Source organism: Arthrobacter rhombi, assembly GCF_900163545.1.
Classification (GTDB): domain Bacteria; phylum Actinomycetota; class Actinomycetes; order Actinomycetales; family Micrococcaceae; genus Arthrobacter_H; species Arthrobacter_H rhombi_A.
Genome location: NZ_FUHW01000011.1, coordinates 1 through 23,727, shown reverse-complemented (window position 1 = coordinate 23,727; position 23,727 = coordinate 1). Strand labels below are relative to the sequence as shown.

The following is a 23,727-nucleotide window of genomic DNA, read 5'->3' as shown; positions in this document are numbered from 1 at the left end:
CCGGGGCTGGTCCCCGCCGGTATGGCACCGGAAGAACAAGCTAGATCACCACTGAGAATGGGGTTGCACATGGCGAACTACACCGCCGCTGATATCAAGGCGCTTCGTGAGCGTACCGGCGCAGGCATGATGGATGTGAAGAAGGCCCTCGACGAGGCCAACGGTGATGCCGAGAAGGCCATCGAGGTCATCCGTGTCAAGGGCCTCAAGGGCGCCACCAAGCGTGAAGGCCGTTCCGCGGCCGAAGGCCTCGTGGCCGCCAAGGTCGTCGACGGCAACGTCGGCTACATGATCGAAATCAACTGCGAGACCGACTTCGTCGCCAAGAACGATAAGTTCATCGCCCTGGCCAACCAGGTCCTCGAGGTCGCCGTCTCCACCGGCGCAGCCGACCTGGAGGCACTGCTCGGCGCCGACGTGAACGGCAAGAAGCTTGCCGACGTCGTCGTTGAAGAAGGCGCCATCCTGGGTGAAAAGGTCGTCGTCCGTCGCATGGCACGCCTCGAAGGCGCCACGGTTGATGCCTACCTGCACAAGACGTCCAAGGATCTCCCGGCGCAGGTCGGCGTGCTCATGGCCGTCGACGGCAACGGCGACGAAGCACATACCGTGGCCCACGACGTGGCCGTGCACACCGCTGCACTGGCCCCGACGCACCTGAGCCGCGAGGACGTCTCCGCCGAGACCGTCGCCAACGAACGTCGTATCGCCGATGAGACCGCACGGGCCGAAGGCAAGCCGGAAGCCGCGCTGTCGAAGATCGTCGAAGGCCGCCTCACCGGGTTCTTCAAGGAGATCGTGCTGCTGGATCAGCCGTTCGCCAAGGACTCCAAGAAGCTGGTCGGCAAGGTCCTCGAGGAAGCCGGAGTGAAAGCTACCGGGTTCGCTCGTTTCCGCGTAGGCTCCTAGCAGCTACACGGCGGCCGGATTCCGCCCGCCCAAGCGGCAGTGATCAAGGGGGCGGCCACCACTACGGTGGCCGCCCCCTTGCCACGCCCAGACCTTTCCAGAACCACTGCACGACGGCGGACCCGGCTCCGCCAGAGGAGGCCCACCGTGGAAGAAACCACCCAGATGGAACAGACCCACCCCACCCATGAAACAGGGGCCCGGCGCCGGGTCCTCCTCAAGCTCTCCGGAGAGGTCTTCGGCGGTGGCAAGGTCGGCGTTGACCCGGTCACCGTGCGCGGTATTGCCGAGCAGATCGCCGCAACCGTCGGTGAAGTCGAGACGGCGATCGTGGTCGGGGGAGGAAACTTCTTCCGCGGGGCCGAATTGTCCCAGTCGGGGATGGACCGTTCCCGCGCGGACTACATGGGCATGCTCGGTACCGTCATGAACTGCCTGGCCCTGCAGGACTTCCTCGAGCAGGCAGGGGTGGAAACCCGGGTGCAATCGGCGATCAGCATGGCCCAGGTGGCCGAGGCCTACATCCCGCGCCGTGCGATCCGTCATCTGGAGAAGAACCGTGTGGTGATCTTCGGAGCCGGCGCCGGCCTTCCCTACTTCTCTACCGACACCGTCGCCGCCCAGCGGGCGCTGGAAGTACGCGCCGACGTCGTACTCATGGGCAAAAGCGGTGTTGACGGGGTCTACACCGCCGACCCGAAGAAGGACCCGACAGCCGAACGTCTGAGCACGCTGACCTACGACGAGGCACTGCTGAAGGACATCCGGGTGATGGACCAGACGGCGATGACCATGTGCAAGGACAACGGGCTGGAAATGCTGGTCTTCGGGATGGAAGGCGAGGGTAACGTCACCCGCGCCATTCGCGGCGAGGCCCGGGGCACACGCGTCACCGTCTAGCCCGGTGGCATAGGATGAATGTTGAGCTCGGAAACCATCCCGGGTACCGCTGAGCGGCCCGGATTCGTAAGGAGAGAGTAGTGATCGAGGAAACCCTGCAGGACGCCAACGAGAAGATGGATCGGTCCCTCGAAGCGGCGAGGGAGGACTTCGCCACGATCCGGACCGGTCGGGCCAACCCCGGCCTGTACTCCAAGGTGCTGGTTGATTATTACGGAGCCGCCACGCCACTGCAGCAGCTGGCCTCCTTTGGTGTCCCCGACGCCCGGACCATCCTGATCACCCCCTTCGATGCCACCGCCCTGCGGGCCATCGAGAAGGCTCTGAGCGACTCCGAAATCGGCGCCAATCCCTCCAACGACGGCAAGGTCATTCGCGTGACGTTGCCCGAACTGACGGAGGAACGCCGGAAGGAATACGTGAAGATCGTCAAGGGCAAGGGCGAAGACGCCAAGGTGGCCATGCGCAACCACCGCCGCAAGGCCAAGGAGTCCATGGACAAGATGGTCAAGGACGGTGACGTCGGTGAGGATGACGGCGTCCGGGGCGAGAAGGACCTGGATGCGCTGACCAAGAAGGCCACCGACGCGATTGACGAGATGCTCAAACGCAAGGAAGCCGAGCTGCTGGACGTCTAATGCCCATTCCGACGCAACCCGACGGCGCCGACGGCCGCCCCGGCGAAGCGCCGGGAGCCCCCCAGGCGACCCCGGGCCAGATGTCACGACGCCAACGGCGCGAACTCGACGCCAAGCCCTCCAAAGCCGGGAGGAACCTGCCGGCGGCGATCGGTGTTGGTGTGGTCCTGCTCGGGGCCGTGCTGGTGGGACTATTTTTCTTCCCGCTGGCGTTCGTCGGCATCGTCGCGGTCTTCGCCGTCGTCGGTTCATGGGAAGTCAGCAGGGCCCTGGCCGCGGCGAAGACCGAGGTGCCCCTGCCCCCTTTGGCGGTGGCCGGCGTCGTTCTCCCCTTCTCCGCGTATCTGGGCGGAGCGGAGGCGCTCGGCTTTGCCGTGGCCGGAAGCATCCTGCTGGTGTTGATCTGGCGGATTGTTGAAGGCGCCGCCGGGGCCTTCCGTTCCGTGGTCGCCTCAACTTTCGTGGTCCTCTGGGTCCCGTTCCTCGCCAGTTTCGCCATCCTGCTGATGCAGGAGCAGCGAGGCAAGATCCTGGTGTCCGTGGTCGTGCTCCTGGTCGTCGCCAACGATACCTTCGGGTATCTGGTCGGCGCCTCGATGGGCAAGCACCCGATGGCACCAAAGATCAGCCCGAAGAAGTCCTGGGAAGGTTTCGCCGGTTCCTGTGCCGGGGCGATCATCGTGGGCATCCTCTGCGTCGTGTTCCTGCTCGACAGCCCGTGGTGGATCGGCATCCCCCTGGCCTTGGCTACCGTCGCGGCAGCAACGGCAGGTGACCTGGCCGAATCGATGGTCAAGCGCGAGCTGGGCATCAAGGACATGAGCAACCTGCTCCCGGGCCACGGCGGCGTGATGGATCGTCTGGACTCGGTCGTCTTCTCCATTCCCATTGGCTACATTATTTCGGTGTTGTTGCTGCCCGGGGCGGACGGCACGATCGGGCTGCTGCTGCCTTAGGATGGGGTCAGTAGTGTTGAGGCCGGATGCGGCCACCGTGAAATTGTTCATCATGTGCAGTGCAAGCTTGAGGGAAGTTCATTGAGTCAGGAAAGCCAACAGAAGACCCAAACCCCCTTCAATCGGGTCGAGTCAGGGGAATTCGGCTACAACGTCAAGCAAGTCGACCATTTCCTGGCCCGCGCCCGTGCGACCTATAACGGGACCGGAGACGATGACAGCGTGGTCACCAGCCACCTGGTTCGCCGCACCTCCTTCGAACCTCAGAAGGGCGGCTACTCCGCCCAGGAGGTCGACGCTGCACTGGACCGTCTCGAGGACGTCTTTGCCCAACGGGAGCGGGACGCCCTGATCGAAACCGAGGGCGAAGACGCCTGGCTTGAGCAAGTCGGTCGGCTCTCAGCGATCCTCCGCGGACGTCTGCACCGGGAACCGGGCGAACGGTTCCGCCGCCCGAGCCGGCGCAACGCACCCAGCTATAACGTCGAGGACGTCGACTCCTTATGCACCCAACTGCTCGCGTACTTCGAGGAGGACGTGCCGATGAGCGTTGATGCCGTCCGCCGGATCGCCTTCCGCGAGGCAGTCGGCAAGGACGGATACGAGGAGAGCCAGGTCGACGCCTTCCTGGACCGTGTCGTGGAGTTGATGGCCTCCATCGACTGATCCGCAGCTACTGCGGGCCAGCGGCCCCGTGGGCCGTCGTCCGCTCGGGGGCATGCAGGCGAGCCATCACCCGTGTGATCGCCTCGGGGGAGGGCCCCCGGGTGGCCCGGGACACCAGCACGGTGACAATGAACGCCAGCGGGACCGTCCATGCCGCTGGCTGGCTAACTACCTCGCGGGCCAACCCGGAAAGCTGGGGCATCGACGAAACCGCTGCCATGGCCGCGGCACATCCCACGGCCCCGCACAGCATGCCCGCGACGGCGCCGGCAGCCGTCAGGCCCCGCCACCAAATGCCCAGCAGGAGCAGCGGACAAATCGTTGAGGCGGTAAACGCGAAGACAGCCCCGATGGCCCCTGCCAGCGCCAAGGTGCTGGTTCCCAGGGCCAAAACCAGCGGAATGACGCTGGCCAGCACCGTGGCAAAACGGAAGCCGCGCACGGTCCCTCCGAAGAGATCCTGGCTGATCACCCCGGCCAAGGAGACCACCAGACCGGAGGTCGTGGACATGAAGGCGGCGAACGCCCCACCAATGACCAGGGCGGTCAACACGTTCCCCATCGTCCCGCCCACGATGCGGGTGGGGAGCAACAATACCGTCGCGTCCGCGTTTCCTTCCGAAACCAGCTCCGGAAGGTAGGCCCGGCCCAGGACTCCCAGGATCGTGGGGAACAGGTAGAACAAGGACAGCAGCCCCAGGACGATCAACGTGGTCCTGCGGGCCGAGGCACCATCGGGATTCGTATAGAACCGCACCAGCACATGCGGCAACCCGAGGGTGCCGAAGAGCAAGGCGACGATCAGCGAAATCGTCGCGTAGATCCCCGAACGTCCCAGTACTTGCTGGGGCAGGTCGAAGGCGAGACCGCCCAGGGTGGGGGACTGGCCGGTCACCCCCAACTGCAGCAGCAGGAAAACCGTGGGGATGGCCAAAGCCCCGAGCTTGAGCCAGAACTGGAAGGCCTGGACGAAGGTGATCGAACGCATCCCACCGGCCAACACCGTCAGGCAGACCACGGTCATCACCAGCCCGGCGCCCAACCATCCGGGGAGACCGGTGGTGATCCCCAAAGTGAGCGAAGCACCATGGAGCTGCGGGACGATGTAGAGCCACCCGACCACGACCACCATGATGCTGGTGACCAACCGTACGGTGCGGCCCGCCAACCGGATCTGGGCGAAGTCGGGCACCGTATAGGCTCCCGAACGGCGCAGCGGGGCGGCCACAAAGAGCAGCAGCATCAGATAACCGGCCGTATACCCGATCGGGAACCAGAGGGCGTCCTGACCCGAGACGACGATGAGCCCGGCGATCCCCAGGAAACTCGCCGCGGAAAGGTACTCTCCGCCGATCGCCGAAGCATTCCACCAGGGTTTGACGGTCCGTGAAGCGACATAGAAGTCGCCGGTGGTCCGCGAGAGGCGGAGCCCGTGCACGGCGATCAGGACCGTGGAGATGACGACGGCGGCAATCGCCAGCAGCGAAGTTCCTGCGTTCATTCGCGGGTCACGTCCACGTATTGTCGCTCATAGCGGGCGCTGACACGGTTGTAGAGGAAAGCCCCCAGGAGGATGATCGGGTAGACTCCGACCCCCAAAACGAGCCAGGGCAGCGGGATGGTCAGCAGTCGGATGTCCTGGATCTGCGGCCAGAACGTGACCACGACGGCCAGGCACAGTAGAAGCAGCAGAAAGCCCAGCGCCACCGATAACGACAAACGCAATTGCGAACGGATCAGTGACCTGACGTAGAACTCCGCTGCGGGGTCATGGGTGGCCCGACGTCGGGACACCCCCAGGGGTGCTCCTTCCGGGGCGGTGACTCGCACCCGAGCCGGGCGGGAGCCGGCTGCGGAGGGCTGCCCGGAATCAGGGGTGCTCATAGTGGTCGGATGCGGTTGGCGGCCAATTGTTCGCGCAGCAACGGCAAGGCACGACGACTCACCGGTAGTTCGGTATCCCCGACGACGACCGAGGCCTTGCCCGGCGCCAACTTCACCTGATCCACCCGGTCCATGGCCACCAGATAGCCGCGATGGATGCGCAGATACCCTGCCGAGTTCCATTGCTGCTCCAGATCGTTCAACGGGACCCTGATGAGGTAGCTGGCTTCGGCGGTATGCAGCCGGGCATAGTCCCCCTGGGCCTGGACGTAGCGGATCTCATCGCGCCGGATCATCCGGGTGATCCCGCCCTGGTCAACGGTGATGACCTCGGGTTCCTCCGGACCGTCCTGGATCAGCTCACAGACCCGCCGCACCGATTCGGCCAACCGTTCCGGGCGGATCGGTTTGAGCACATAATCGACGGCCGCCAGTTCAAAAGCCTCCAGCGCCTGCGCCTCATCGGCGGTGACGAAGACGACGGCGGGAGGGCGGCTGAATCGAGAAATGACCCGGGCAATGTCCAGCCCGGATAAGGAAGGCATGTGGATGTCCAAGAAGAGGGCATCGACGTCGAACTCCTGGAGTGCCTTCAGGGCCGCGGCACCCGAGGTGGCCCGGTGAATCTGCCCCACCCGGGAGTCACGTTCCAACAGGAAGGCCAGTTCCTCGACGGCGGGCAGCTCATCATCGGCAACGACGACATTGATCATGCTCATAGTCTAGGGATAGCCGTGCCGCTGGGCACTTACAGCGGTGGGCCGGCGTCATTACCGGGCTGGAATTTGGGGATCCGCACGGTGATGAGCGTCCCGGCACCAGGGGCCGTGTCGATGACCAGCCCGTGATCATCGCCGTAGAGTTGGCGCAGGCGGACATCGACATTGCGCAGCCCCACGTGGATGCCGTCGGTGGTCCCCGCCAATAACGAGCGCAGTTCCTGCGGGTCGATGCCCACCCCGTCGTCCTCGACGGTGATCTCGGCGAATGCTCCGTCATCTGCGGCCGTCAGGGTGATCAAACCGCCGTTGGCTTTGCCCTCGAGGCCGTGGCGCACCGCATTCTCCACCAACGGCTGCAGCGACAGGAACGGGATGACGGTGCTCAGGACCTCGGGGGCGATCGCCAGCGATACCCTGATGCGTTCGCCGAATCTGGCCTTTTCCAAGAGCAGGTAGCGGTCGATGGCCTGCAGTTCTTCGGCCACGGTGGTGAAGTCACCGTGCCGGCGGAAGGAATACCGGGTGAAATCGGCGAATTCCACGACGAGCGTCCTGGCCCGTTGCGGGTCGGTATTGATGAACGAGGCAATCGCATTGAGGCTGTTGTAGATGAAGTGTGGGCTGATCTGGGCCCGCAGGGCGCGCACTTCGGCTTCCATCAAGAGGGCCCGTGATTCATCCAGCTCGGCCAAACCCAGCTGGGCGGCCACCCAGGCAGCCAACTCGGTGGTGGCCCGCACCAGCCCGGCGTTGGCCCGTGGGGCCAGGGCCACGACGGTTCCCACGGCCTGGCCGCGAACCATGATGGGTGCATAGACACCGTCGGCACCCTGCCCACGAATCACCTGTGTCCGGGCGGCCCGCACGGCGTCGGAGGAGTGTTCTTCGATCCTGCCCGGTTCCCGGGATACGGTCTCGGCAAGCACACCGTCTACGGCCAGAACCGTTGTTTCGTCGGTGATCGCCAGACCCTCGCAACCGAGCACGTCACGGAGATGCCGTGCTGCCCTGCCGGCTCCTTCGGCTTGAAGCCCCGAACTGAAATGCGGGGCAGCCTGGGACACCCGGTGCAATGTCTCGTACGTGGCCCGATCGGCATCGGTCCCCAGCTCGCGGGAAGCGCGCAGCACATGGAAACCGACGTAGTAGACCACTGCCACGGCGATCGTGAGGATCGCAATGATCAGTGTGGTCTGGGCGGCAGCGGAAAGCATGCAGTCAGCTTAGACGCCGGCCTGCGGGGTCACCGGGGCAGGGCGTTGACCGCCGTGTCGGGGCCGACCGTTCGGCGGGAGGAGTGACCGCTCGGCGCACGGAGCCCACCGCTGGGCCACGACATGATGTGAGGTGCTTCACTATCACCGGGTGGTGATCGAGAGTGATGGGAGTCACCTCTCCGCCGAGGATGCGTGTTGACACGGTTTGTCCGTCGGCGGATGGATGCCACCACTTTGAGGAGAAAAAAATGGCCCACCCCACCACCCCGGACCCCGCTCCGCAGGACGACGCCGATGACGCCGCCGTCAGGACCGACCCAGCCCCGGACCAGGTGTCCGAAGAATTCATGGCCGTCCAGGCCAGCGACGAGTTCCAAGACCTTCGCAAAACACAACGCAGCTTCATCTTCCCGATGGCCATCGCGTTCCTCGTGTGGTATTTCGCCTATGTGCTGCTGGCCGACTATGCGCACGACTTCATGTCGATCAAGGTGATCGGGAACATCAACCTGGGGCTTCTCCTGGGGCTGCTCCAATTCGTCTCGACCTTCGGTATCACCGCTGCCTACGTCCACTTCTCGAACAGGAAGCTGGACCCACGAGCCACCGCGCTGCGCGAACGACTCGAAGCCAACGTCGACGAAGGAGACCTGAAATGAGCCTTCTGGGCCTGAGCGCGGCGGCACCTCTGGCCGCGGCGACGGAATCAACGTCGGTGGGCAGCCCCATCGTCAACATCAGCATCTTTGCGCTCTTCGTCGGCGTCACCTTGGTGATCGTGTTGAAGGCCAGCAAGAACAACAAGACGGCAGCCGACTACTACGCCGGCGGTCGGTCCTTCACCGGAACCCAGAACGGGACAGCGATCGCGGGGGACTACCTTTCGGCTGCCTCGTTCCTGGGGATCGTCGGCGCGATCGCCATCAACGGTTACGACGGCTTCCTCTACTCCATCGGCTTCCTGGTGGCGTGGCTGGTCGCCCTGCTGCTCGTGGCAGAGATGCTGCGCAACACGGGCAAGTTCACCATGGCCGATGTCCTGTCTTTCCGGCTCAAGCAGCGGCCCATTCGCATCGCGGCGGCCATCACCACGCTCTCGGTGTGCCTGTTCTACCTGCTGGCCCAGATGGCCGGCGCCGGCGCCCTGGTTTCGTTGCTGCTGGGCATCGACGGTCGAGTCGGCCAGTCGTTGGTTATCACCGTCGTGGGCGCCCTGATGATCGTCTACGTACTGGTCGGCGGCATGAAGGGCACCACCTGGGTGCAGATCGTCAAGGCCTGCCTGCTGATCGCCGGCGTGCTGGTGATGACCGTCTGGGTACTGTCCATGTACGGTTTCAACCTTTCGGCGCTGCTCGGCGACGCCGTGGAAACCGCCAATAATCCGGCCCTGCTTGATCCGGGCCTGAAGTACGGCGTCTCCGAAGCATCCAAGCTGGACTTCGTTTCCCTGGCGCTGGCGCTGGTGCTCGGTACCGCTGCCCTGCCGCACGTGCTGATGCGCTTCTACACGGTCCCCACCGCGAAGGAGGCCCGCAAATCGGTGGTCTGGGCGATCTGGCTCATCGGGGCGTTCTACCTGTTCACCCTGGTCCTGGGCTACGGCGCCGCAGCATTGATCGGCCCGGAGCGCATCACCAACGCACCGGGAGGCGTGAACTCCGCGGCCCCGCTGCTGGCGTTCGAACTCGGAGGCCCGATCCTGCTCGGGGTGATCTCGGCGGTGGCCTTTGCGACCATCCTGGCCGTCGTGGCCGGACTGACGATCACCGCTGCCGCATCGTTCGCCCACGATATCTACGCCAACGTCATCGCCAAGGACAAGACGACCCCGCAGAAGGAGATGAAGGTCGCCCGCCGGACGGTGGTCGTGATCGGCATCGCAGCCATCGTGGGCGGCATTGGTGCCCAGGGGCAGAATGTGGCCTTCCTGGTCGCCCTGGCCTTCGCCGTCGCCGCGTCGGCGAACCTGCCGACCATCGTGTACTCGCTGTACTGGAAGCGCTTCTCCACCCAGGGCGCCGTCTGGTCGATGTACGGCGGCCTGGCGACCGCGATCATCCTGATCGCGTTCTCCCCGGTCGTTTCCGGCACCGAGACCTCGATGATCACCAGCGCGGACTTCGCGATCTTCCCGCTGAGCAACCCGGGCATCGTCTCGATTCCGCTGGCGTTCCTGCTGGGTTGGTTGGGCACCGTGCTCAGCAACCGGAAGGAAGACCCGGCGAAGCAGGCCGAAATGGAAGTTCGTTCACTGACCGGTTTCGGGGCAGAGAAAGCGACCGACCACTAGGTCCTCCACCCCCGGATTCTTCATCCGGTACGACGGCGGGAGCCGGGTTCGCGAGAGCGGACCCGGCTCCCGCCATGTCGTCACCATGGTCCGTCGCCTCCGAGGACCCGTTCCTGAGCATCGGTAGCAGAGGCTCCATGCTTTCGAACTGTTCGATGGACAGCGTGGGATCGGTGATGTCCTCCCGAGGCGTCGGCGCCGGCTTGGTTGCCGTTGCCGTATCGGGTCAGGGCCGCCACCACCACTAGTCTGCCGTCGCCACCGCAGAGCTCGCTCAGATACGGCGTTCCAGCAGCGGGAGCATCCGGTGGGGGATGAGCTCGGCCATCGACAACGAGGTGTCCGCACGCTCGATCCCGTCGATATCGAGGATTGCTCCGTTGACACGGAACAGGTCCTCGGCGCCACGGGCCACGACGGTGGCCAAGATATCCGCTGTACCGCTGAGCCCATGGGCTTCCACCACCTCGGGGATGCGGGCCAAGGCCTCAGTGATGTCGCCGAGCTTCTTCTGCTGGACATGGATGTGCACGAAGCTGGTCAGCGGGTAGCCCAGGGCGGCGGGATTGATCCGGCGTTCGAAGGAAAGAAAAGCCCCGTGGTTCTCCAGCCGATTCAACCGCGCCTGCACGGTGTTGCGGGATAAGCCCAACGTCGTCGCCAAGGCAACGGTGGTCGCCTTCGGATCCAGCGCCAGGGCACCCAACAGTTTGTGATCAAGCTCATCCAAGTCAGTCATAATGCGCAACCGTATCAGGTAAGCCCTCGCGCTCACCGTGCAGAGTGCTCAGAGAATTTATTGATGGTTGTGCGCACTGCTTCTTGTGAGTACCGTCACAGGTAGGGGACGACGACGAAGTCCGCCCCGCCGTTCGGACACCGGAGCACCCATCCGGCAACCAGCGAGTCGGCCGACGAACAACGAAGGACGCAGCGCAGACCATGAATAATCCACAGGCAGCCGGTGAGCGGGGCGACGAGCTGATCCAGCTCATCGACCCCAGCGGACGCCGCACCCCGCACGGGGAATTCGACCCTTGGGTCACCGACATCGATGTGGAGGCCCTGCGCCGCCTGCATACCGATATGGTGGCCATCCGTCGTGTCGACCATGAAGGGACGGCACTCCAACGCCAGGGTGAACTCGCCCTCTGGCCACCGCTTTTGGGGCAGGAAGCAGCGCAGATCGGCGCCGGCCGGGCGCTGGAAGACGACGACTTCATTTTTCCCTCCTACCGGGAGACGGGCCTGGCCTACTGCCGCGATATCAGCGCCGAGGACACCCTGCGCGTCTGGCGTGGCAACGCCTACAGCGGCTGGGACCCCTTCGGGAAAAATATGGCCACCCCACAGATCATCATCGGGGCCCAGGCGCTCCACGCCGTCGGCTACGCCATGGGCATCAAATACGACGGCGGCTCGCAAGCAGCGATCACCTTCTTCGGCGACGGCGCCACCAGCCAGGGTGACGTCAACGAAGCCATGGTTTTCGCCGCCAGCTATCAGGCGCCGGTGGTCTTCTTCTGCCAGAACAACCACTGGGCGATCTCCGAGCCGGTGGACGTGCAAAGCCTGACCAACATCGCCGACCGATCACCAGGCTTCGGCATCCCGTCGCTTCGGGTCGACGGCAACGATGTGCTGGCCTGTCTGGCGGCCACCCGGATCGCCCTGGATCGTGCCCGGAGTGGCAACGGCCCGACCTTCATCGAGGCAGTGACCTACCGGATGGGCCCGCACACCACGGCGGATGACCCCACACGCTACCGCGATGCCAACGAACTGGACCTCTGGGCTGCCAAGGACCCGATCGAACGCCTCGAGAAGCACCTGGTCGGCCTGGGGGTCGACGAGACCGAGCTGAAGGCAGCTGCCGAGGAAGTGGCCGACGGCGTGGCGGCCAGCCTGCGCAAGGGCATCATCGGTTTGGAAGACCCCGAGCCGATGGCCGTCTTCGATCACGTCTATTCGCAGCCGCACACGGCCCTGGATCGTCAGCGGGAACACTATGCGCTGTATCAGGAACAATTCGCCGACACCGGGTCGGCCACGGAAGAGGGTGCGCGATGAGCAAGCTGACATTCGGCAAGGCCCTGAATGCTGGTATGCGCCAGTCCATGGAAGCCGACTCAAAAGTCGTGCTCATGGGGGAGGACATCGGAAAACTCGGAGGGGTCTTCCGCATCACTGATGGGTTGCAGAAGGACTTCGGCGAACATCGGGTCATCGATACCCCACTGGCCGAATCCGGCATCGTCGGTACAGCTGTTGGCATGGCCTACCGGGGCTTCAGGCCCGTGGTCGAGATCCAGTTCGACGGATTCGTCTACCCGGCTTTCGACCAGATCGTCAGCCAGGTCGCCAAACTGCACTACCGCACCCATGGAATGGTCTCCATGCCGCTGACCATCCGCATCCCTTTTGGCGGAGGCATTGGTTCCCCCGAACACCATTCGGAGTCCCCGGAAGCCTATTTCGCCCATACGGCAGGATTGCGCGTGGTCAGCCCCTCGACCCCGCAGGACGCCTTCGTCATGATGCAGCAGGCCATCGCCTGTGATGATCCCGTGGTCTTCTTCGAACCGAAGCGCCGCTACCACGAGCGCGGCGAAGTCGACCTGGAGGCCGTGGTTGCCGGGTCCGAAATGGGCAGTGCCGCCGTGCGCCGCCCCGGTACCGACGTCACCCTGGTGGCCTACGGCGCCCAGGTCAAGACGGCACTGTCGGCGGCCACCGCAGCGGAGGACGACGGGATTTCCGTTGAGGTCATCGACCTGCGTTCCATCTCGCCGATCGACTTCGACACCATCGAAGCCTCGGTGAAGAAGACCGGCCGCCTCGTCGTGACCCATGAGGCCAGCCAAAATCTGGGCCTCGGAGCGGAAATCACCTCGGGCATCACCGAACGCTGCTTCTACCAGCTCGAGCATGCTCCCGTACGGGTCACGGGCTTCGATATCCCCTACCCCTACTCGAAGCTGGAAATGCACCACCTGCCCGACCTGGACCGCATCCTCGATGGCGTCGACCGGGTCATGGACCGCCCCAATTCCCTGAGCAGTCTGGAAGGCTAGATGAGTACAGTGCTGAAGGTTTTCAAACTTCCCGATCTCGGCGAAGGACTGACCGAATCCGAAATTGTCAGCTGGAAGATCGCCGTCGGCGATACCGTCCAGCTGAATCAGATCATTGCCGAGGTGGAAACCGCCAAGGCCGTGGTGGAGTTGCCCAGCCCGTATTCCGGGGTGGTCACCGAGCTGCACGAGCAGCCCGGCACCGTCGTTGAGGTCGGTAACCCGATCGTTTCCTTCGACGTGCCCGGAGAGGCGTGCTCCGGCGACGCACCCGTCGGGCCATCGGATTCGGCCGAAGCCGCTGCCGAGGACGAGGCCCCCGCCCAGCGGGAACCCACTCTGGTTGGATACGGTGCCGAAGTCGAGACCGGCAAACGCCCGGCCCGGAGGTCGCGTGCCCAGGGGGCCGCGAGCACGGCAGCCGCCGCGACACCGGCCCCCGCGGCCCGGGTTCCGGCGACCGAGCGACCCCGCTCCACCCCTCCGGTCCGCAAACTTGCCCGTGATCTCGGCGTCGACCTGGAACAGGTGGGCGGCAGCGGTCCGCGCGGACTGATCACCCGGGACGATGTCACCGCGGCCCATGCGGCAGGATCCTCGGCGGGGGAGGGCGCCCCCTCTGAGGGATCACCCACCCAGAGCGCCGGAACCGTGGCTGCCGGAGGAACGAAGACCCTGGGCGGCCAACCGCGCGAGGTACGCACGCCGATTAAGGGGATGCGCAAGCACACCGCGCAGGCCATGGTCGATAGCGCCTTCACCGCTCCGCATGTCACCGAGTTCCTGACCGTTGATGTGACCCCGATGATGGAGCTGCTCACCCGGCTGCGTGCCGATCGTGCCTACCAGGACGTGAAGCTCACCCCGCTGACGATCGCGGCCAAGGCCGTCTGCATCGCCCTGGAACGCCAGCCGACCCTGAACTCACGCTGGGATGCCGCCGCCGGTGAGATCGTCCAGCAGAACTACGTGAACCTGGGCATTGCCGCTGCCACCCCCCGCGGCCTCATGGTCCCCAATATCAAGGACGCCCAGGGGTTGGACTTCACGTCCCTGGCGGACGCTTTACGGGATCTGGCCATCACGGCCAAAGCCGGCAAGTCGGCGCCGGAGGATCTGCGCGGTGGAACGTTCTCGATCACGAACATCGGGGTTTTCGGTATTGATGCTGGCACCCCGATCTTGAACCCCGGCGAAGCGGCCATCCTGGCCCTGGGCCAGGTTCGTGAACAGCCGTGGGGCCACCAGGGCGAGGTGGTGCTGCGCCAGGTCACCACGCTGAGCCTGTCCTTCGACCACCGTGTCGTTGACGGGGAACAGGGGTCGCGGTTCCTGGCCGACGTGGGAACCATCATGGCCGACCCCGGCATGCTCATCACGATGCTCTAGGAGCTCTACGCACGAGCAAGGGGGCTGCACCGACGCGATGGTTCGCGTGGGTGCAGCCCCCTTGACGTGTCTGGAGGGGAAGAGCCTCAGGCCAATTCCATAATGTATTCCTTCACGACCGCTGCCCGGGCGTTGGCGAAACCATCGACCTCGCCGATCACCGCGAAACCACGCCGTTCCAGGACCTTCTGGCTGCCGATGTTGTCGGTCACCACACGGGCACGGATGGGACGTTCGGTGATCTCGCTGAGGAAGGCGTCCACGGCTGCCGTGGTGACGCCCTGCCCCCAGTATTTCCTGTCGGTCCAGAAGTCGAGTTCGATCACCTCGTCGTGGGAATCGGCCATGACGTAGCCGACGGCCCGGCCGTCCTGCTCGATGGCCCGGACGGTGGCCTTGGGATCATTGAGGATCAGTGACCAATGGTGGTCGAACACCCCTCGGTCCGCGGGGTTCTTGGCGGTGAATGCGGCCATGATATTGGCCTGGGGATCCTGCTGGTGCTCAAAGAACCAATCCAGGTCCGCTGGCTCGACGGGGCGAAGCTTCACGGTCAGTACCTCTCTACGACAACGGTGTTCTCTTGCGGTCCGGCCGGCAGGTGGACGCGATCCCCACCAGCCTACCGGTGTGATGCGGGCCTAGCCTACCGGGGCCTTCAGGGCAGCTAGCGCCATCGATACCAGGCGGCGTCGCCGGGTCACGGGGTCGGCGTCGGAACGGTGGGCCGAATGCGGGGTCGAGTTGATGAGTCCGAGGACCGACTGGGCGCGGAAGCGTGCCGCGGATTCGTTCTCTTCGGGGTGCAGCAGGCCCAGCTGTTGGGACCAGATTTCGATATAGGACCGCTGGAGGCGCCGCACCGTGGACTGGTCGGCCTCGGAGAGGCTGGCCATATCGCGATCCTGGACCCGAATCACGTCGCGGTGGCCGAGCGCGAAATCGGCGTGGAAACGGACCAGTTCCCCCAGCACCTCCTCGGGGCTGCCGCCGGCCTGCGCCACGGCACTTCCGCCGTCGTGCAGGTCATGGCTGACTTCGGTGAGCAGGGCGCCCAGTACTGCCGCCTTGCCGGCGAAATGGCGGTAGACGGCCGGCCCGCTGATGCCCGAGGCCGAGCCGAGGTCCTCGATGGAGACCCCGTGATAGCCGTGGGTGGCGAAGAGGCGTGCTGCTTCGTCGAGCAGGGTGGACCTGCGTGAGGCCTTGGCCTGGCTGCGGCCCGTTGTTTCGGCGCTGCTGTTCGCCGCATCGGGCGTCGCCTGGGGGGCGGGTTGGTGCTGCACGGCGCTACTCCATCCGCTGGCGTGAGGTGGCCCACAGGGCATGCTGGACATTTCAGTTAATGAATACTAACGTCTATTTCAGTTAGTACCTATTAACTCAAAGTACTGGTTGTCCTCCGAAGAACGGCAGCCACCCCCGACGCCGAGGAAGAGCTACCGATGGAAACCCTGGCCTCCCACCTGGACCCGGCGGCCGACGTCTTCGCCGAAAACGACGCCGCGCAGCGGGCCCTCGTGGCCGAATTGCGAACCCGCCTAGATACCGTCTCCCGCGGCGGGAGCGAAAAATCCCGTCGCCGCCACATTGAGCGCGGAAAGATGCTCCCGCGTGAGCGCGTCGATGCACTGCTTGATGAAGGATCCCCGTTCCTGGAGATCGCCCCACTGGCTGCGGAGGGCATGTACGACGGCGATTGCCCCGGCGCCGGAGTCATCGCCGGGATTGGCCTGGTTCACGGCCGGCAGGTCCTGGTCATCTCCAACGACGCCACCGTCAAGGGCGGTACCTACTACCCGATGACGGTCAAGAAACACCTGAGGGCCCAAGAAATCGCCTGGGAGAACCACCTGCCGTGCGTCTACCTGGTCGATTCGGGAGGAGCCTTCCTGCCCCGGCAGGACGAAGTCTTCCCCGACCGGGACCACTTCGGGCGGATCTTCTACAACCAGGCCAATCTCTCGGCCCGCAAGATCCCGCAGATCGCCGCGGTCATGGGCTCCTGCACCGCGGGAGGGGCCTACGTGCCGGCCATGAGCGATGAAACCGTGATGGTCCGCAACCAGGGCACCATCTTCCTGGGTGGGCCGCCGCTGGTGAAGGCAGCCACCGGCGAGGTCGTCACCGCCGAAGAACTCGGCGGAGCCGAACTCCATTCAAAAACCTCAGGAGTCAGCGACCACATCGCCGAAGACGACGGGCATGCCCTGCAAATCGTGCGGGATATCGTCGAAACGCTCCCGCCGCCGGCGGAACCCGCCTGGGACGTCATCGAATCCAGCGAACCCGTGGCAGATCCCGAGCAGCTCTACGGGGCGGTTCCCGTCGACGTCAACGGCCGCTACGACGTCCATGAGGTCATTGCCCGGATCACCGACGGCAGCGGATTCCACGAATTCAAGTCAGGCTACGGAACCACGCTGATCACCGGTTTCGGGCGGATCCACGGCCACCCGGTCGGCATCGTGGCCAATAATGGAGTCCTCTTCTCCGAATCAGCGCTCAAGGGCGCCCACTTCATCGAACTCTGCGACCAGCGCGGCATCCCGCTGGTCTTCCTCCAAAACATCTCCGGGTTCATGGTCGGACGCGACTACGAAGCCGGCGGCATCGCCAAGAACGGCGCCAAGATGGTTACCGCCGTGGCCACCTGCCGCGTACCAAAACTCACGGTCGTCATCGGCGGCTCCTTCGGCGCCGGCAACTACTCGATGTGCGGCCGGGCCTACTCACCGCGCTTTTTGTGGATGTGGCCTGCGGCCCGCATCTCGGTGATGGGCGGAGCCCAGGCAGCCTCGGTGCTCTCCACGGTCAAACGCGATGGGATCGAACGCTCCGGCGCCTCCTGGAGCGAGGAAGCGGAGGAGGCCTTCAAGGAGCCGATCCGCGAACAATACGAGGACCAGGGCAATCCGTACTACTCCACCGCGCGTCTCTGGGACGACGGCATCATCGACCCCGCCGACACCCGCCGGGTATTGGGCCTCGCCCTGGACGTCTGCGCCACCGAACCCCTGCCGGACACCTCGTTCGGCGTCTTCAGGATGTGAGCCCCCGATGAACGAAAACCACCTCGAAGCACCACGTGCCGACTCACATCTCTTCGATACCGTGCTCGTCGCCAACCGGGGCGAGATCGCGGTGCGGGTGATCCGGACGCTGCGCCGGCTGGGCATCCGCTCCGTCGCCGTTTACTCCGAAGCCGACGCCGGGGCACGCCATGTCCACGAGGCCGACGATTCCGTCTGCCTGGGCCCGGCAGCCGCAGCCGAAAGCTACCTCAACATCGACGCCGTGCTGTCTGCCTGCCGAAGCTCCGGCGCGCAGGCGGTCCACCCCGGCTATGGGTTCCTCTCCGAAAATCTTGAATTCGCGCGCGCCCTGGAGGGCTCGGGAATCACCTTCATCGGCCCCAGCGCCCACTCCATCAACCTGATGGGCGATAAGATCCGGGCCAAGAACCATGTGGCCAGCCACGATGTTCCCGTCGTCCCCGGGGTCGCCGACCCCGGCATGGACGATGCCGCACTGATCGAGGCGGCGACCGGCGTCGGCTTCCCGCTGTTGATCAAGCCCTCGGCTGGCGGTGGAGGTAAAGGCATGCACGCGGTGGAATCCGCAGCTGAGCTACCGGCGACCTTGCAGACCGCCCGCAGGGTCGCGCTGAGCTCCTTCGGCGACGACACGCTGCTGCTCGAACGCCTGGTGCGCAGCCCTCGACATATCGAGGTCCAGGTCCTGGCCGATACCCATGGGAACACCATCCACCTGGGGGAGCGCGAATGCTCGCTGCAGCGTCGCCACCAGAAAGTCATCGAGGAAGCCCCGGCACCCCTGCTGCAAATGCAGCCCGGTGGGGCCGAGATTCGCGAGCGGATCGGCCAGGCGGCAGTGAACGCCGCCCGCTCGGTCGACTACGTCGGGGCCGGCACCGTGGAATTCCTGGTCTCCGATGAGAACCCCGACGAATTCTTCTTCATGGAGATGAACACCCGTCTACAGGTCGAACACCCGGTGACCGAGGAAGTCGTGCGCTTCAACGATGAACGCGTGGACCTGGTCGAATGGCAGATCCGCATTGCCGCCGGACGGAGACTGGAACTCGAACAGGAGACCCTGACGCTGGAGGGCCACGCCATCGAGGCCCGGGTCTACGCCGAGGACCCGGCCCAGGGATTCCTGCCGTCCATCGGGACGATCCTGCGTGCCGAAGACCCCGTCGGTGAAGGCGTCCGTGTCGACTCGGGCATCACCACCGGATCGGAAATCACCCCCGACTACGACCCGATGCTGGCCAAGGTCATCGCCCATGGCTCCGACCGGGACCAGGCCTTGTCACGACTCGACACGGCGCTGGCCGAAACCATTATTCTCGGTGTCGAAACCAACCTCGAATACCTCAGGGCCCTGATTGCCGAACCCGATGTACAGGCAGGACGCCTGGACACCACGTTCATCGACCGATGGGGGATTCAGGCCAAGCGCAGCCCCAGCGAGTCTGAGTTGCAGTCAATCGCCCGCAGCTTCCTCGCCTTGGAACCGGTCGCCGCCTCGCGTTTCGGCGCCTGGAAGACCGATGGCTGGCGGCTGGGTACCCACCTGCCCCGGACCGTGCAGTTGGAGATCGACGGCGAACTGCATCCGGTGCGTCTCTCACCGCAGCGCGAAGGCGCCAACGGATCAGCCTGCTCCGACGTCCTGCCCGCCTTCGCCGAAGTCCCCGGTAGCGCGGGACGGGAAGCCTGGGTCGGCTCCGCCGGCTACGGAGCCCACGTGCGCTGGCTGGACCGCCGAGCCGTCGTCCACCGCCGGTTGGCCAACCTCGAACGCGAGGAAGCCGGCGGCGATCCGGAATCCCGTTCGCCGATGCCCGGCACCGTCGTCTCGGTGCTGGTATCCACCGGTGACCACGTCGACGCCGGCCAACCGCTACTGGCCGTGGAGGCGATGAAGATGGAACATCCCCTCGTCGCCGGCCTGACCGGCACCGTCACCGTCCATGTCGCCGTCGGGGAGCACGTCGCCGCCGGAGCATCGGTGGCCACTGTGACTCCCGACCCCGAAACCACCACCAACTAAGGATCCCTCCATGCCGAATCTCGAACTCGATGACGACTACCAGGACCTTTCCGACACCGTCCGCGACTTCGCCGACAACGTCGTCGCGCCGGTCTCCGCGAAGCACGACGAGGAACACAGCTTCCCTTACGAAATTGTCTCCCAGATGGGTGAGATGGGCCTGTTCGGCTTGCCCTTCCCCGAAGAGCACGGCGGCATGGGTGGGGACTACTTCGCCCTGTCGCTGGCCCTGGAACAGCTCGGTCGTGTCGACCAGTCGGTCGCGATCACCTTGGAAGCAGGAGTCTCCCTCGGCGCCATGCCGATCTACCGCTTCGGTACCGAGGCGCAAAAAGAGCAGTGGCTGCCGCAGTTGGCCAGCGGCCAGGCACTGGCAGGATTCGGCCTGACCGAGCCCGAAGCAGGCTCGGATGCCGGCGGCACCCGGACCACCGCCCGTGAGGAGAGCGGGAACTGGGTGATCAACGGCAATAAGGAGTTCATCACCAACTCCGGCACCGACATCACCCGTCTGGTTACCGCCACCGCAGTCACCGGGACCTCGAAGCGCGCCGATGGTTCGGAGAAGAAGGAAATCTCCACCATTCTGGTACCCACCGACACCGCGGGCTTCACCGCGGAGAAGGCCTATAACAAGGTGGGTTGGAACGCCTCGGACACCCACCCGCTGACGTTCAAGGACGTCACCGTCCCGCAGGAGAACCTGCTGGGGGAGCGCGGCCGCGGTTTCGCGAACTTCCTGTCCATTCTCGATGAGGGCCGCATCGCCATCGCCGCACTGGCCACCGGTGCCGCCCAGGGGTGTGTGGACGAATCGGTCCGTTACGCCAAGGAGCGCACAGCCTTTGGTCAGAACATCGGCAAGTTCCAGGCCGTCTCCTTCAAGATCGCCCGGATGCAGGCCCGCGCCCACAGCGCCCGGCTGGCCTACTACGGCGCCGCCTCGAAGATGCTTGCCGGCAAGCCGTTCACCACCGAGGCCGCCATGGCCAAACTGATCGCCGGCGAAGCGGCGATGGACAACGCCCGGGACGCGACCCAGGTCTTCGGCGGTTACGGCTTCATGAACGAATTCCGGGTCGCCCGCCACTACCGTGACTCCAAGATCCTCGAGATCGGCGAAGGCACCACAGAGGTGCAGCTGATGCTCATTGCCCGCGAGCTCGGACTGTAGGAGGAGAACATGAACGCCGATGCAGTGAACGATGGCGGCACCCCGGCTCCGGGGAGGCGCGTGGTTCAACGCGGACTCTACTTCGACGAGCTCGAGGTCGGGACCGTGTATGCGCACAACCCGGGTCGGACGATGACCGAAACGGATAACGTCCTGTTCACCACGATGACCATGAACACCCAGGCCCTGCACCTGGATGCCGCCTTCAGTGCCACCCAACCCTTTGGGCAGCGGCTCGTGAACTCGATGTTCACCTTGGCCACTCTGGTGGGTCAGTCGGTGGGCCAGTTGACCCAGGGCACGATCATCGGCCAACTGGGCTTGAGCGACGTGAACTTCCCGCATCCGCTCTTCCATGGGGATACCCTCTACACGGAAACCGAGATCACCTCCCTGCGTCCCTCGAAGTCCAGGCCCGGGCAGGGGATCGCCACCATGAAGCACACCGGTCGCAACCAGGACGGTGACGTCGTGGCCGAGGCCTCACGCACCGTGATGATGTGGACCGAAGCCGGGCATCTCGACGCGGCAGGAAAGCAGTCATGATCGATCCCCGGTACCCCGCCTTCATGATGGGCCCTGCCATCCTCTTCTGCCCGGCCGATCGGCCCGAACGCTATGCCAAGGCCTCCGATCGGGCCGACGCGGTGATCATCGACCTCGAAGACGCAGTCGCCGTGGCCGATAAACCGGCGGCCCGGCGGTCGGTGGTGGACACACCCTTGGATCCGGCACGCACGATCGTGCGGGTGAACCCCGTGGATACCGACGACTTCGCCCAGGACCTGGCCGCTGTCGGTCAGACCTCCTACACCACCGTGATGCTGGCCAAGACCGAAACTGTCGAACAGCTCAGGCAGATGGCCGGCTACCGCGTCATCGCCCTCTGCGAGACGGCACTGGGCGTACTGAACGCTGCGGCCATCGCCGCCGAACCCAACGTCGTCGCGCTCATGTGGGGAGCAGAGGACCTGGTTGCCTCCCTCGGGGGGACCTCCAGCCGGCACGACGACGGTTCCTACCGTGACGTGGCCGTCCATGCCAGGGCCGCCGTCCTGCTGGCCGCAGGGGCTTACGGGAAGGCCGGCATCGACTCCGTCTACATCAACATCCCCGACACCGAGGGTCTCGCCGCCGAGACCCGTGACGCGGTGGCCAGCGGATTCGCCGCCAAGGCCAGCATCCACCCGGCGCAGATGACGGTGATCCGTGCCGCCTATGCCTCGGACCCGGAGGCGGTGCAACGGGCGCGGGCCATCCTGGAGGCGGCACGCACCGCCTCGGGAGTCTTCTCCTTCGAAGGACAGATGGTCGACGAGCCGTTGCTGCGCCACGCCCGCCGTCTGGTGGCCCGTATCGACGGCTAACGGGATGGGTGTCGTTGTCGAAGACGACTGCACGAGCAGGACCGCAGTTTCAGCGGTTGTCTTCGTTTAAGTTCCGCAGCCGCCCGCGTTCGATGGCCCGATAGACAGTGGAGCGACCGACGCTAAAAAGCTCAGCCAGCTCGGCCTTGCTGTGTTCCCCAGCTGCGTGGAGTTCGAGGAGGTGCTCTTCCTGCTTCGCTGAGAGTTTGGGCTGCTTGCCCCGAAGCCTGCCTTTGGCCTTGGCAACCTTCATTCCTTCGCGGGTGCGCATCCGAATAAGGTCAGCTTCGAACTCGGAGATCATCGCCAGCACGTTGAACAGGAGTTTGCCCATGGGGTCGGTAGGGTCATGGACGGAACCGCCGATGCTGAGTTTGACTTCGCGCCTGGCGAGGTCATCGGCAATTTCGTGGGCATCCCGGACGGAGCGGGCTAGGCGATCAAGCTTGGTCACCGCAAACGTGTCCCCGGCACGGCACGCGGCCAAGGCTTCGCGTAGGCCGGCACGATTCTTGTTGGTGCCGGTAAACCCATGATCAACATAGATGCGTTCCGAGGTGACGCCCAGGGCCGCCAGGGCATCACGCTGCGCGGTGAGGTCTTGCTCTTCCGTGGACACGCGTGCATAGCCGATGATGATCTCAGACATGCAGATCAGTGTGTCACATAAGGGCCCTTCACCGGACCAGTCACCGGACGGGTCTTACGGGACGATGGTGGCTCAGCGCCGTTAATAACCACTATTGCGAATGGTCGTATCCGGTGGAGGACCGTCTTACGAACACATTGAAGTTGCACAACTATTCAGGCGAACCATGGAAAACCCAAGGGGTTGAGAGCCTCGCGACTAGAAACGGTTTCGAAGTCGTGGAGCACCGGCGCGATGGGTAAGTTTTCGGGTTTCACTGAGATCTCAGCCAAGACAGGAACGGGCTCGGTGCTGATGGACTGGCACTCAGTAATCAGGCCGAGAACAGGGTCCATGTAGCTCGGCATCCTTGTGAAACGCTTCCTCGGAAGAACATACACCGTCCCTGCCTTGGTCGGAGCGTGGCCATCTTCGGTTGCAGCGAATGATAGAAAGATGCGCCGTTCCGAGCAGTCGCCGGCAGCTGCGCCGGGGTAGAAGCAGGCATTCAAAAAACGTCGGCATGACGATGACCGGACCGCGTATGCGATAGCCCAGGTGGGGTCCTTGGTTGCGTAGACGGCCGTTCTTTTTGAGAACTCGTCAAGGCTGAAGTCGAGGGGTGCCCTCGGCTCGAGCGTAGAGAGACCTGGTGTCTGGGAACCGTGCAGCAAGAAATTGTTCGTTGCGACGAGTTTGGCAAGACGGGTCCAAGTATCGTCTCCATTTGCGGGAGCGGGGACGTGCCATATCGATGTAGCCACGCAGTAAACGCTAGTGTCCCGCGCCTGAAATTCGCTGGCTAAATTGTAGAATGGGGTATGCCAC

General features: G+C 64.7%; 25 protein-coding genes. 16 read left to right on the top strand and 9 right to left on the bottom strand.

Translation table 11 applies throughout. From position 1 onward, the window contains the following. The first annotated feature begins 69 nt into the window (after nucleotides 1-69). The 5 genes from tsf to FM101_RS01960 all read left to right on the top strand — a co-directional run bounded on the left by tsf (nucleotide 70) and on the right by FM101_RS01960 (nucleotide 4,069). Nucleotides 70-909 carry a translation elongation factor Ts gene (gene tsf, locus FM101_RS01980; RefSeq protein WP_086994698.1) on the top strand — a complete coding sequence of 280 codons (840 nt, stop codon included), beginning with the start codon at nucleotides 70-72 and terminating at the stop codon, nucleotides 907-909. A gap of 165 nt (nucleotides 910-1,074) precedes the next feature. Continuing rightward, entirely contained in the window at nucleotides 1,075-1,809 is a 735-nt protein-coding gene (pyrH, locus tag FM101_RS01975) for a UMP kinase (RefSeq protein WP_086994877.1), read from the top strand. A gap of 80 nt (nucleotides 1,810-1,889) precedes the next feature. Next, on the top strand, nucleotides 1,890-2,447 hold the full coding sequence (gene frr, locus FM101_RS01970; protein WP_086994696.1) for a ribosome recycling factor: 558 nt from the start codon (nucleotides 1,890-1,892) through the stop codon (nucleotides 2,445-2,447). Further along, complete coding sequence (locus FM101_RS01965; protein ID WP_086994694.1) at nucleotides 2,447-3,403, top strand: phosphatidate cytidylyltransferase; 957 nt, start codon at nucleotides 2,447-2,449, stop codon at nucleotides 3,401-3,403. Before frr ends, FM101_RS01965 begins: the two co-directional genes overlap by 1 nt. Nucleotides 3,404-3,484: 81 nt before the next feature. Then, nucleotides 3,485-4,069 (top strand): DivIVA domain-containing protein, encoded by a 585-nt coding sequence (locus FM101_RS01960; RefSeq protein ID WP_086994691.1) that lies wholly within the window; start codon nucleotides 3,485-3,487, stop codon nucleotides 4,067-4,069. Nucleotides 4,070-4,076: 7 nt separating this feature from the next. On the opposite strand, the gene FM101_RS01955 is transcribed toward FM101_RS01960, so the two are convergent. From FM101_RS01955 to FM101_RS01940, 4 genes are read right to left on the bottom strand one after another with little or no spacing between them, the layout of a single operon-like run. Then, nucleotides 4,077-5,570 (bottom strand): cation acetate symporter, encoded by a 1,494-nt coding sequence (locus tag FM101_RS01955; protein WP_086994688.1) that lies wholly within the window; start codon nucleotides 5,568-5,570, stop codon nucleotides 4,077-4,079. Next, complete coding sequence (locus tag FM101_RS01950) at nucleotides 5,567-5,953, bottom strand: hypothetical protein (RefSeq protein WP_241895187.1); 387 nt, start codon at nucleotides 5,951-5,953, stop codon at nucleotides 5,567-5,569. The genes FM101_RS01955 and FM101_RS01950 overlap by 4 nt, the downstream gene beginning before the upstream one ends. Then, complete coding sequence (locus tag FM101_RS01945) at nucleotides 5,950-6,666, bottom strand: LytR/AlgR family response regulator transcription factor (RefSeq protein WP_086994683.1); 717 nt, start codon at nucleotides 6,664-6,666, stop codon at nucleotides 5,950-5,952. Before FM101_RS01945 ends, FM101_RS01950 begins: the two co-directional genes overlap by 4 nt. Nucleotides 6,667-6,701: 35 nt before the next feature. After that, a complete protein-coding gene (locus FM101_RS01940) occupies nucleotides 6,702-7,889 on the bottom strand; it encodes a sensor histidine kinase (RefSeq protein WP_086994680.1) in 1,188 nt (395 codons plus the stop codon). Nucleotides 7,890-8,239: 350 nt separating this feature from the next. Here FM101_RS01940 and FM101_RS01935 point away from each other — a divergent pair, with 350 nt between their 5' ends. The 3 genes from FM101_RS01935 (at nucleotide 8,240) to FM101_RS15675 (ending at nucleotide 10,433) form a co-directional block, all read left to right on the top strand. Beyond that, nucleotides 8,240-8,551 (top strand): DUF485 domain-containing protein, encoded by a 312-nt coding sequence (locus tag FM101_RS01935; RefSeq protein WP_241895220.1) that lies wholly within the window; start codon nucleotides 8,240-8,242, stop codon nucleotides 8,549-8,551. Then, the gene (locus tag FM101_RS01930) at nucleotides 8,548-10,185 is read left to right on the top strand and encodes a solute symporter family protein (RefSeq protein WP_086994674.1); all 1,638 of its coding nucleotides are present in this window, start codon (nucleotides 8,548-8,550) and stop codon (nucleotides 10,183-10,185) included. Before FM101_RS01935 ends, FM101_RS01930 begins: the two co-directional genes overlap by 4 nt. A gap of 74 nt (nucleotides 10,186-10,259) precedes the next feature. Next, nucleotides 10,260-10,433, top strand: coding sequence for a hypothetical protein (locus tag FM101_RS15675; protein WP_158225847.1), 174 nt, complete (start codon nucleotides 10,260-10,262; stop codon nucleotides 10,431-10,433). Nucleotides 10,434-10,459: 26 nt separating this feature from the next. Here the strand turns inward: FM101_RS15675 and FM101_RS01925 are convergent, their stop codons facing one another. Continuing rightward, nucleotides 10,460-10,924 carry an Lrp/AsnC family transcriptional regulator gene (locus FM101_RS01925; RefSeq protein ID WP_086994671.1) on the bottom strand — a complete coding sequence of 155 codons (465 nt, stop codon included), beginning with the start codon at nucleotides 10,922-10,924 and terminating at the stop codon, nucleotides 10,460-10,462. A 203-nt stretch (nucleotides 10,925-11,127) separates the two neighbouring features. On the opposite strand from FM101_RS01925, the gene pdhA reads away from it, so the two are divergent. From pdhA to FM101_RS01910, 3 genes are read left to right on the top strand one after another with little or no spacing between them, the layout of a single operon-like run. Beyond that, the gene (gene pdhA, locus FM101_RS01920) at nucleotides 11,128-12,255 is read left to right on the top strand and encodes a pyruvate dehydrogenase (acetyl-transferring) E1 component subunit alpha (protein ID WP_086994668.1); all 1,128 of its coding nucleotides are present in this window, start codon (nucleotides 11,128-11,130) and stop codon (nucleotides 12,253-12,255) included. Then, nucleotides 12,252-13,259 carry an alpha-ketoacid dehydrogenase subunit beta gene (locus tag FM101_RS01915; protein WP_086994666.1) on the top strand — a complete coding sequence of 336 codons (1,008 nt, stop codon included), beginning with the start codon at nucleotides 12,252-12,254 and terminating at the stop codon, nucleotides 13,257-13,259. The genes pdhA and FM101_RS01915 overlap by 4 nt, the downstream gene beginning before the upstream one ends. Before the next feature lie 9 nt (nucleotides 13,260-13,268). Continuing rightward, nucleotides 13,269-14,648 carry a dihydrolipoamide acetyltransferase family protein gene (locus FM101_RS01910; RefSeq protein ID WP_086994874.1) on the top strand — a complete coding sequence of 460 codons (1,380 nt, stop codon included), beginning with the start codon at nucleotides 13,269-13,271 and terminating at the stop codon, nucleotides 14,646-14,648. Nucleotides 14,649-14,734: 86 nt separating this feature from the next. Here FM101_RS01910 and FM101_RS01905 read toward each other — a convergent pair whose 3' ends face one another. Together FM101_RS01905 and FM101_RS01900 are read right to left on the bottom strand one after the other, a co-directional pair. Continuing rightward, nucleotides 14,735-15,199: a GNAT family N-acetyltransferase gene (locus FM101_RS01905; protein WP_086994664.1), complete on the bottom strand. Its 465-nt coding sequence runs from the start codon at nucleotides 15,197-15,199 to the stop codon at nucleotides 14,735-14,737. A gap of 90 nt (nucleotides 15,200-15,289) precedes the next feature. Continuing rightward, a complete protein-coding gene (locus tag FM101_RS01900) occupies nucleotides 15,290-15,934 on the bottom strand; it encodes a TetR/AcrR family transcriptional regulator (protein ID WP_241895191.1) in 645 nt (214 codons plus the stop codon). A gap of 159 nt (nucleotides 15,935-16,093) precedes the next feature. Here FM101_RS01900 and FM101_RS01895 point away from each other — a divergent pair, with 159 nt between their 5' ends. From FM101_RS01895 to FM101_RS01875, 5 genes are read left to right on the top strand one after another with little or no spacing between them, the layout of a single operon-like run. Next, nucleotides 16,094-17,701 carry a carboxyl transferase domain-containing protein gene (locus tag FM101_RS01895; protein ID WP_086994659.1) on the top strand — a complete coding sequence of 536 codons (1,608 nt, stop codon included), beginning with the start codon at nucleotides 16,094-16,096 and terminating at the stop codon, nucleotides 17,699-17,701. Nucleotides 17,702-17,708: 7 nt separating this feature from the next. Further along, nucleotides 17,709-19,730 (top strand): biotin carboxylase N-terminal domain-containing protein, encoded by a 2,022-nt coding sequence (locus FM101_RS01890; protein WP_086994657.1) that lies wholly within the window; start codon nucleotides 17,709-17,711, stop codon nucleotides 19,728-19,730. Nucleotides 19,731-19,740: 10 nt separating this feature from the next. Further along, the gene (locus FM101_RS01885; RefSeq protein WP_086994654.1) at nucleotides 19,741-20,904 is read left to right on the top strand and encodes an acyl-CoA dehydrogenase family protein; all 1,164 of its coding nucleotides are present in this window, start codon (nucleotides 19,741-19,743) and stop codon (nucleotides 20,902-20,904) included. Nucleotides 20,905-20,913: 9 nt separating this feature from the next. Further along, the gene (locus FM101_RS01880) at nucleotides 20,914-21,450 is read left to right on the top strand and encodes a MaoC family dehydratase (protein WP_086994652.1); all 537 of its coding nucleotides are present in this window, start codon (nucleotides 20,914-20,916) and stop codon (nucleotides 21,448-21,450) included. Next, on the top strand, nucleotides 21,447-22,271 hold the full coding sequence (locus tag FM101_RS01875) for an HpcH/HpaI aldolase/citrate lyase family protein (protein ID WP_245806598.1): 825 nt from the start codon (nucleotides 21,447-21,449) through the stop codon (nucleotides 22,269-22,271). The genes FM101_RS01880 and FM101_RS01875 overlap by 4 nt, the downstream gene beginning before the upstream one ends. A gap of 49 nt (nucleotides 22,272-22,320) precedes the next feature. Here the strand turns inward: FM101_RS01875 and FM101_RS01870 are convergent, their stop codons facing one another. Both FM101_RS01870 and FM101_RS15810 read right to left on the bottom strand, forming a co-directional pair. After that, nucleotides 22,321-22,920, bottom strand: coding sequence for a recombinase family protein (locus FM101_RS01870; RefSeq protein WP_086994649.1), 600 nt, complete (start codon nucleotides 22,918-22,920; stop codon nucleotides 22,321-22,323). Between the two features lie 155 nt (nucleotides 22,921-23,075). Beyond that, nucleotides 23,076-23,727 (bottom strand): hypothetical protein (locus FM101_RS15810; RefSeq protein ID WP_218778252.1); only part of this gene is annotated, 652 nt, incomplete at its 5' end.

Excerpts from the sequence above, each read along its gene's own strand:
- FM101_RS01890 (WP_086994657.1), top strand. The coding sequence starts at position 17,709 with ATGAACGAAAACCACCTCGAAGCACCACGTGCCGACTCACATCTCTTC.
- FM101_RS01930 (WP_086994674.1), top strand. The coding sequence starts at position 8,548 with ATGAGCCTTCTGGGCCTGAGCGCGGCGGCACCTCTGGCCGCGGCGACG.
- FM101_RS15675 (WP_158225847.1), top strand. The coding sequence starts at position 10,260 with ATGTCGTCACCATGGTCCGTCGCCTCCGAGGACCCGTTCCTGAGCATC.
- FM101_RS01875 (WP_245806598.1), top strand. The coding sequence starts at position 21,447 with ATGATCGATCCCCGGTACCCCGCCTTCATGATGGGCCCTGCCATCCTC.
- FM101_RS01935 (WP_241895220.1), top strand. The coding sequence starts at position 8,240 with ATGGCCGTCCAGGCCAGCGACGAGTTCCAAGACCTTCGCAAAACACAA.
- FM101_RS01895 (WP_086994659.1), top strand. The coding sequence starts at position 16,094 with ATGGAAACCCTGGCCTCCCACCTGGACCCGGCGGCCGACGTCTTCGCC.
- FM101_RS01915 (WP_086994666.1), top strand. The coding sequence starts at position 12,252 with ATGAGCAAGCTGACATTCGGCAAGGCCCTGAATGCTGGTATGCGCCAG.
- tsf (WP_086994698.1), top strand. The coding sequence starts at position 70 with ATGGCGAACTACACCGCCGCTGATATCAAGGCGCTTCGTGAGCGTACC.
- FM101_RS01940 (WP_086994680.1), bottom strand. The coding sequence starts at position 7,889 with ATGCTTTCCGCTGCCGCCCAGACCACACTGATCATTGCGATCCTCACG.
- FM101_RS01870 (WP_086994649.1), bottom strand. The coding sequence starts at position 22,920 with ATGTCTGAGATCATCATCGGCTATGCACGCGTGTCCACGGAAGAGCAA.
- FM101_RS01965 (WP_086994694.1), top strand. The coding sequence starts at position 2,447 with ATGCCCATTCCGACGCAACCCGACGGCGCCGACGGCCGCCCCGGCGAA.
- FM101_RS01945 (WP_086994683.1), bottom strand. The coding sequence starts at position 6,666 with ATGATCAATGTCGTCGTTGCCGATGATGAGCTGCCCGCCGTCGAGGAA.
- pdhA (WP_086994668.1), top strand. The coding sequence starts at position 11,128 with ATGAATAATCCACAGGCAGCCGGTGAGCGGGGCGACGAGCTGATCCAG.
- FM101_RS01885 (WP_086994654.1), top strand. The coding sequence starts at position 19,741 with ATGCCGAATCTCGAACTCGATGACGACTACCAGGACCTTTCCGACACC.
- FM101_RS01950 (WP_241895187.1), bottom strand. The coding sequence starts at position 5,953 with ATGAGCACCCCTGATTCCGGGCAGCCCTCCGCAGCCGGCTCCCGCCCG.
- FM101_RS01925 (WP_086994671.1), bottom strand. The coding sequence starts at position 10,924 with ATGACTGACTTGGATGAGCTTGATCACAAACTGTTGGGTGCCCTGGCG.
- pyrH (WP_086994877.1), top strand. The coding sequence starts at position 1,075 with ATGGAACAGACCCACCCCACCCATGAAACAGGGGCCCGGCGCCGGGTC.
- FM101_RS01955 (WP_086994688.1), bottom strand. The coding sequence starts at position 5,570 with ATGAACGCAGGAACTTCGCTGCTGGCGATTGCCGCCGTCGTCATCTCC.
- FM101_RS01880 (WP_086994652.1), top strand. The coding sequence starts at position 20,914 with ATGAACGCCGATGCAGTGAACGATGGCGGCACCCCGGCTCCGGGGAGG.